Origin of the sequence: Bradyrhizobium sp. (assembly GCF_016462955.1) — a bacterium.
Lineage (GTDB): Bacteria > Pseudomonadota > Alphaproteobacteria > Rhizobiales > Xanthobacteraceae > Bradyrhizobium.
Window position 1 is genome coordinate 1 of record NZ_JAEMSD010000319.1, and the last position, 2,111, is coordinate 2,111.

General features: G+C 64.9%; 3 protein-coding genes. All 3 read right to left on the minus strand.

The genetic code is table 11. From position 1 onward, the window contains the following. Positions 1 to 1,443 (minus strand): PepSY-associated TM helix domain-containing protein (locus JHD07_RS26455; protein ID WP_291627411.1); only part of this gene is annotated, 1,443 nt, incomplete at its 3' end. 61 nt (positions 1,444 to 1,504) lie between these two features. After that, positions 1,505 to 1,786, minus strand: a complete 282-nt coding sequence (locus JHD07_RS26460) for a DUF3649 domain-containing protein (RefSeq protein ID WP_291627405.1) — start codon at positions 1,784 to 1,786, stop codon at positions 1,505 to 1,507. Next, positions 1,783 to 2,111: DUF4198 domain-containing protein (locus JHD07_RS26465; RefSeq protein WP_291627406.1), on the minus strand; the 329-nt coding region annotated here is incomplete at its 5' end. The genes JHD07_RS26460 and JHD07_RS26465, both read right to left, overlap by 4 nt.

The following is a 2,111-nucleotide window of genomic DNA, read 5'->3' on the forward strand; positions in this document are numbered from 1 at the left end:
GCACATGATGTCGATGCCGGCGAACACCCAGTCGCCTTGCGCCAGGCTGTGCCACAGCGGCCGCTGCGTCGTCAGCGCGTTGAGGACGGGCAACAGGAATAGCAGCGCAGCCGCCGCCCATAATTGCTCGATCCAGGCCGTCTTGGCCGGACGCAGCAGGGCGTGCAGCAGCGTCAGAGTCCAGACTGCAAAGAATGCATGGATCTCCCAGTCGGCGCGGGCTTCCATCGGGTGCGGCAGGAGGCGGTTGGCCCACAGGAATGCCGTCATCGCGATAGACAGGCCGGCAACGCTCGCGATGTTCAGGCGTTCGACGAGGCGGAAGCCGAAATGCGGGCGCTCCGGATCGCGCAGCCGGCTGCGCCGCTTGACTGTCCACATCACGAGGCCGGTGCCCACCATGGCCGTGCCCATGAAACTGACGAAAAAATACAGCCATCGCGTTTGGGTGTCGCTGAAGCGCCCGAGATGGAGCGCGTAGAGCACTCCCCGGGTTTCGGCGGCGGCGCCGACGCTGTCGCGGACGTTCAGCAATTTGCCGGTGATGCCTTCGAACTCCATGTATTGTGGGCTCATCGAAACACGGCCCGCGTCTCCGCGCGACACCGCCACGCGTGCGGCGGCGTCGCCGGGATGAACGAAGGTCACGCGTCCGACATTACCCATGCCCCAGCGCTCCTGCGCGTGCCGCACCATGTCTTCGACCGACGCCAGCGGAGCCTTCTGCCCGCTGGGCTTGCCGGGCTGGATGAAGACGCTGAGCTCCGCAGTCATCTGCTGGCGCTCGGCCGGCGTCTTGAACGCCGCGTTCTCGCCCCAGGGCATGTAGAGCGCCATCAGTGTCACCAAGCCGGTATAGGTGATCATGAAATGGAACGGCAATCCGAACACTGACAGCGCGTTGTGCGCCTCCAGCCACGAGCGCTGGCCCTTGCCCCAGCGGAAGGTGAAGAAATCGACGAAGATCTTCTTGTGGGTGATGACGCCGCTGATGATGGCGACAAGCATGAACATCGCGGCGATGCCGGCGATCCATCGACCCCACACCACGGGCAGGTAGTGAAGCTGGAAGTGGAAGCGGAAGAAGAACTCGCCGCCCTGCGTCTCGCGCGCGGAGACTTTCTGACCGGTCGCGGGATCGAAATTGGCTTCGCCGAACGCACGCTGGCCCTGGCCACGCGTCCGCCAGAACGCATAGACGCTGTTGCTGCGGCCATCCGGCAGCCGGATGCTCCACTGCGAACTTCCGGCGGCGACGTTGCCGAGTTCATCGGCAACCCGCTGCGCCACTGCGGCCTGATCAGGAACTTGCGACAGCCGCGCCAATTCCGGCCGCGTCCACTGCGAAAGCTCGTCCTTGAAGTAGGACACCGTGCCCGTCAGGAACATTGCATAAAGCACCCAGCCGAGCAGCAGGCCCGCCCAGGTGTGCAGACCGGACATGCTTTGGCGGATACCGCGGCCCGCCGTCTGCGCTTCCTTGTCGGCTTTCACGCGCCGCTCCTCAGCCAACAGACCATGCCAGCGGCGCCAGCATCGCCGCCGCGACGATCAAGCCCGCCCATGACCTCCAGGCGCTGCGCGCGGCAAAGACCCAGATCACGGCACCTGCGTAGATGGCAAAGCTGGCCAGCATGCCCGTGAGCACGGCCTGCGGCTTGCCGATTGGCAGTGCCAGCACGGCCACGCTCGCGAGCGCTGCCAATGCATAGCCGCCGAACACCGCCGCAATGATGCGGGACATCAGCGGCCCGGTCGACCGGACCTGTCGGATCAAAGCGTTCATTTGCCGGGCGTTGCAGGGGGCCCGGCCGGAATCGGCGCGAGGCCTTTGGCGTTCACGAAGGTTACGGTCGTGGAATAGCTCACCGCATCGTACTTCTCGGTGCCGTTCGTCCCAGTGCGTTCGCCGCCATTGCGGTCATTGAAGCTGGCCTCGACCACATAGACGCCCTGCCAGGGCATATCGAATGTCACGAGGCCCTGCTCGTCGGTGTGGCCTTCTTTCTGCCAGCCCGACTCCGTCACCAGCGTGACCTTTGTCTTGGCCTTGGGCTGGTCCTTGAAGACCAGCTTGAACTGGCCTTCCTGGCCGGTCGGCACGAGATCGA